At 43.1% G+C, this 693-nt stretch carries 1 pseudogene; it reads right to left on the minus strand.

The features are described 5' to 3' along the window. Positions 1-693 (minus strand): annotated as a pseudogene (locus tag ABR854_RS25770) (hypothetical protein); the annotation flags it as partial.

Genomic DNA, 693 nt, shown 5'->3' on the forward strand with positions numbered 1-693 from the left:
GCCGATAAACTAATGCTACCCGTGCTGTTTGATTGACAGGTCAAATTCGTTGGGGTAGCTGTCAAAGTCAATAATTCTGGCTCAGTCAAAGTGGTACTTGCCGTTGCCGTACAGCCATTGGCATCTTTCACCGTTAAAGTATAATTGCCTGCACTTAATGCTGAAAATACATTACTACTTTGGAAAGTCAAACCATCTTTTGAATAAGTATATGCCATTGTGCCACCGCTCGCCGATAAACTAATGCTACCGGTGCTGTTTGCTTGACAGGTCAAATTCGTTGGGGTGGCAGTCAGCGTCAATAGATTCGGTTCAGTCAACGTGGTACTTGCCGTAGCTGTACAGCCATTGGCATCTTTGACCGTTAAGATATAATTCCCTGCCGAAAGGCTTGAAAATACATTACTACTTTGGAAAGTCGAGCCATCTTTTGAAAAAGTATAGGCCGTTGTGCCACCGCTTGCCAATAAACTAATGCTACCCGTGCTGTTTGCTTGACAAGTCAAATTCGTTGGGGTAGCTGTCAAAGTCAATAAATTCGGTTCGGTCAAGGTTGTACTTGCCGTTGCCGTACAACCATTCTCATCTTTCACCGTTAAGGTATAATTACCTGCCGAAAGAGCTGAAAATACATTACTACTTTGGAAAGTCAAACCATCTTTTGAATAAGTGTAAGCTGTTGTGCCACCGCTT

Origin of the sequence: Emticicia sp. W12TSBA100-4 (assembly GCF_040253585.1) — a bacterium.
Classification (GTDB): domain Bacteria; phylum Bacteroidota; class Bacteroidia; order Cytophagales; family Spirosomataceae; genus Emticicia.